6 protein-coding genes are annotated in these 4668 nt (G+C 40.4%); all 6 read right to left on the bottom strand.

Features of this window, described 5'->3' with window-relative positions; all coding sequences use genetic code 11:
* Positions 1-83: 83 nt before the first annotated feature.
* A complete protein-coding gene (locus tag D6024_RS26050; RefSeq protein WP_162945053.1) occupies positions 84-383 on the bottom strand; it encodes a DUF4265 domain-containing protein in 300 nt (99 codons plus the stop codon).
* Positions 384-620: 237 nt separating this feature from the next.
* Positions 621-1097, bottom strand: coding sequence for a hypothetical protein (locus tag D6024_RS26045; RefSeq protein ID WP_121357756.1), 477 nt, complete (start codon positions 1095-1097; stop codon positions 621-623).
* A gap of 705 nt (positions 1098-1802) precedes the next feature.
* Entirely contained in the window at positions 1803-2201 is a 399-nt protein-coding gene (locus D6024_RS26040; RefSeq protein WP_162945052.1) for a hypothetical protein, read from the bottom strand.
* Positions 2202-2431: 230 nt separating this feature from the next.
* Positions 2432-3397, bottom strand: coding sequence for a caspase family protein (locus D6024_RS26035; protein WP_121357754.1), 966 nt, complete (start codon positions 3395-3397; stop codon positions 2432-2434).
* A gap of 1 nt (position 3398) precedes the next feature.
* Positions 3399-3809 (bottom strand): TIR domain-containing protein, encoded by a 411-nt coding sequence (locus tag D6024_RS26030; RefSeq protein WP_121357753.1) that lies wholly within the window; start codon positions 3807-3809, stop codon positions 3399-3401.
* A 190-nt stretch (positions 3810-3999) separates the two neighbouring features.
* Positions 4000-4539: a hypothetical protein gene (locus D6024_RS26025; protein ID WP_162945051.1), complete on the bottom strand. Its 540-nt coding sequence runs from the start codon at positions 4537-4539 to the stop codon at positions 4000-4002.
* Positions 4540-4668 lie beyond the last annotated feature (129 nt).

Genomic DNA, 4668 nt, shown 5'->3' with positions numbered 1-4668 from the left:
CACCAGGCCTTGGGCTTCGTGCCGCCAGTTGAATACCATAAAATCCAAATTCCTATGTTTAAACCAAAAGAAAACAACTGATTTTATACTTTTAAACGCAGCGAATTCAGGGGGAGCTTACAATGTGTGTTCACACCACAGCCAAAATCATTTAATGTAGATATTACTTTGTCTCGGCATTCGGGCTTCCAAATAATAACATGAGCTACACTATATCCAGATTCTTCAATTAGCTCATCAAAGTGAAACTCTCCGTCGTCAAATTCAACTTTTACAATGTCTCCATATGCAATGTTTGGAGCAAAAGCGGGAACATGTACCAACTTGTAATAGTCTCCAATTTTCACAGCATCTACTTTTTCTGAGAAGATTTCTGTGTCCAATGGGTCATGTTTATATGTTAGAATCAACTCTATTCTGTCAGGATAATCCATTCAATTGAAACTGGTCTTTTGCTTTAAAGAAATTTCGTGCTCGCATTTCGGCTAACGGAGCGGGGCTTTACGCAGTGCGGGTCTTCCGCGTTTCGTCTGCCTAAATTTATTGATAATGTTGATAATAGTTCAACCGTATAACCCATATCCGCCAGCCCGCATTGCGAGAAGCCGATGTTAGCAGCCTTACTCGTCAGGCGGTATCCATCCGTTATTTAGTCGGTCCAAGATTATTGCAAGTTCTTTTCTGTAGTCCGCCCCATCAAAAGGTAAACAAACTACTTTCGTTTGGGTCGCATCCGTTCCTTCGGGAAGTATTTGGGCATAAAAGCAGCTCCAAACAGCATTGGCCAAATCATTTTCTTCGCCGCTGTACCAGGTTGTCATCACGTCGGTTTCCGGATATTCTTCAATGACTTCTAAATTGACAACCTCGTCATCAAACCAGTCGTGCAGCTTCTCGCCATAAATGCCCTGTCCCTTGAACTCCAACAATCCTGAATAGATGCTGTGCTTGATGAATCGGTTAAAAAGCGGTTTATCGAACTCCTGATTGGCTATCCCCAGACATACCCAGTTTTCGGCCGGCAGGTTTTCTAGCGGCTCCTCTTTCGGTAGAAAATAGTAAACGAAGTTGGTTTTATGCTGTCCGATCAATTCCATTTGGCTGTATTGTAGGATACCTAGGCTGCTAACGTTTAAGGTGTTGCTGTCAGTAGGTGAATTTGAAAAGCTGCAGCTTCACTTTCATTTTGTCGTTGACTAAAGATAATAAGTTGAAAACATATTCGTCAGCACCTATTGTAGCAACACCATGTTATAGGCTGTTGTGAAACCGTTCGACCTATCTCCATTCGGGATTTTTCAGCACAAGAATAAGTATAGTCAGTAAGATGTGAGATAACAAAATGCCTATAGTCACTGCTGTCTGGTTGTGTGTACCTCTTGTTTTATCAATTAGAACACCATATGCAATGAACTGAAAAGCTCCAGCAATTATTAAAGGTGCCGATAAGTGGTCTTGCCAGGCTGTGTTCAGTGTTGCCCAAGGAAACAGCAACATTGCTGGAGTGTACCATCCATGTCCTCCACCCATAAGAAAAATGCAAACGATAATTAGAATAGGTGTCAGAATGCTAAATCTTATTGTCCACTTGTAATCTGTCGCCATGTATCTACAAAGAATGTCCGAGCCTATGCTCGTCGAGTTAGAAATGATTGTGTAATAGCCTATAACGTGCAGAGGATTGGTGAAGTAGCGGTATTCTGTGTTACTTCAGCTTCACTTACTTCCCGTTGTTGATTTAAGTTTTGTCGTTGAAAGATAGCTGTTCAGCCGCTATTTTACCAATACTGTGTTGGCCGCAGCTACTTTGATGAGTAACTCCAAAAGGTTTGACCAAATGTTGTTATCCATTCATCGGCAGTAAACCATCTAATACTTTTAGCACCAACATCGGTAGTCAGTATCTCTTCTACCCATTGCTTTATTCCTTTGGTGTGAGGCTTTTTGAAATACTTGAAAATGTCGGAGAATAGCCCTTCTTCAGGTTCAATAGCTATCCCAAAACTATTACCATCTAAATGGACAATGGAAACATCAAAGGCTTGCCCATCACTTTTCGTGCGGAACACATAACCCCAATCTGCCACAGTCCGAAGTGCAATTTGAAAGCCAAAACCTTCCAGCTCTTTTTCAAGCTCTTCTCCTATTTGCTGATAGTTCAATTCAAGTCCATCAGTTATTTCAATCTTAGCATATTGCATTACCAGGATCTTCGAGGTTGCGGCCAACGGAAAACGGCTTGGCGTTGTTGCGATATTCTGTGTTCCGTCTGACCACAACTGAAGCCGAATGATGAACTAATGTACAAGTTTATTTCTACTGCTCAATAGCGTTCCGTCAAGCGGGATATGTAGCACAATATTGAAACAAAAGTTGCAGCTGCGTTCCTTTCGCCGCAATAACGCCAAACCGCATGTTGGGCGAATGTGCTTCATATTCTCTTGTCCTTTATTAGTCTCCAATAGTGATAACCAAGTGCTGTCAATCTACAAGACTTCGAGTTCATTGCAGCAAAATACATATGCTCTGCATCAACTGGCAATACCAATCCGACGGTATTGAACTTCTGTAGATGCTTAAACTTGGAAACATTTTCAGGTTTGGCATGCGGTTCAACAACGGAATGTTCAATATCGATTGCGTTTGTAAATTCAAACGATGGGTCTAGTTTGAATTCGTCTTGCGGGGTGGGAAAATACTCTATTAGCTTCCTTAAAACTTCTAATGGGACTTGTGGATTTATTGTTCGAAGAGATGTAAATCTTGTTACATTAGTTTTGAATACAGGTCTTTGTTCCCAAGGTCCTAAAGCTTGGTCAATATAGGCGTAAACACCGCCAGGTGATATATGTCCACGTAAATCTGCTGCACCACCTTGAAGCGCATCTAAAAGAAGGTTTGTAAAAACACCATGCCCATTGATTTCCATTGACGGCTCATCGTCCCTGCTTGCTGTTAGGATTGTAACTCCTTCTTGCAACTGTGCTGCTCCACCAGAAAGGTTCGGTGAACCTAAAGCTCCCGAATGACAACAGTCTAAAATTATTATTTTGTCTTTTGTTTTTGATTGATTTGCTAAGATTAGTATTTCATCCATAGAAATACCTTCATCGTATTGTTTATGGTCGGGTGTAACAATATAACCGCCAATCTCATTTAAGAAGCCATGTCCAGAAAAGTAAAGTAGGGCGGTATCTGCATTGCCAGAAAATAACTCCACAATCATAGTTTTAAGGCTAGACTTTGTAGGGACATCAATTTCCGTGCGAACTGAGAAATTTGGCGAACCATCTCCATGCGTTTCTAAAATATTGGTCAAACTATACGCATCATTTATGCAGCCACGTAAAGGCGATTTCGGATAGTTATTAATTCCAACAATGAGTGCTTTTTTCATTTTACTTGTTTTTTCCTTCCTTCATTACTTGGTCTATTGCGTTTGCAATTTTCTCCCAATTCCATTCGATAGTTCGATTTCTTTGCAACCCTGTTGGTAAGGATGTGTTTGTGTCAGCACCACCAACATACACACCAAAAACAGGAACGTCTTGAGATTTTGCAAATTCTATTTCTTTTATAACTCCTGTTGCCGTAGAGGTTTTCTTACCAACCAAAACAATCAAAAGGTTACACTTGTTGATTTTGGCTTTAATTAGCTCTTCCCATTCTTTTTGAGGTAAATGAGTTTTTGAAGACCAATCAGCTATGTTAAAAGGAGTTCGTGAGTTTTTTGCCTGTCCTGCAAAATATAGTTTCTCTCCGCTATTGTTGTCGTAGTCGAAACTGATGAAAGCCCGAGGGTCAGCCATATTTGTTAGTTTTAGTTTTTACGCTTTTTGAGTTACAGGGTTCGCATTTCGCCCAACGTGAAGGGCTTTAAGAAGGGCGGGCATTTGAAATAATACAGCCCCACTTTTGCACCCCTATTGATTAATGTTTTATTGTTGAAAAATAATTCTTCAGCCCGACTTTTTTAAAGACCATGTTGGCAGAAGTCTTTCATCGCTGAACATCGAAAAAATATTGCTTCCTATCATTCCTATCCACGTAAAGAACAATATTATTATTAGAAACATAGTACCTCAACATCGTTTCCTCGACGGGGAAAGGCTGACTGACAAACTTTTCAGCTTTGTCTCCATTTTGATACTTGTAGATGATATAAGTCACTGTGCTGGCTCTTTCACTATTATTACGGTTTGAGCCGTACAGCGCATCAAATATTTGGATTCTTGAAAAATCATCGGCTTTTATCTGGTCATGAACATTGGTCGTTTTGAAATCGCAGTTTTCAAAATCAATTTGTATCCTTTCTCCACTTTCTTTAATTCTGTTGATTTGGGCTTTTAAATTATCAAGCCCTCGGACTTCCTTTTGCGTTCTTGCTATCATCAACAGGTATGTCCCCAGCACAACAACTCCAAGGCTAACGACAAGCCACAGCATAGGTACAGGAATAACGTCACCCCTATAACCCTTGAAGTAAAACACGCCTAATAATCCAAGGCCTATCAACACGTATCCTAAAAGTTTCTTCACCATAAGATTTCTGCCAACGTTAAAGCATTGCTGTCAGGTGTGGACTTGGCAGCATTGCCGATGATTAAAGTTAATCAGATGCCATGTTATTCGTCAAGCTGAATAGTAATACGTATAGCCACACTTGCA

The organism is Flavisolibacter nicotianae (assembly GCF_003628535.1).
GTDB classification, from domain to species: domain Bacteria; phylum Bacteroidota; class Bacteroidia; order Chitinophagales; family Chitinophagaceae; genus Flavisolibacter; species Flavisolibacter nicotianae.
Note: the sequence above shows the minus strand (reverse complement) of the source record. Positions and strands in the feature narration are given on the sequence as shown.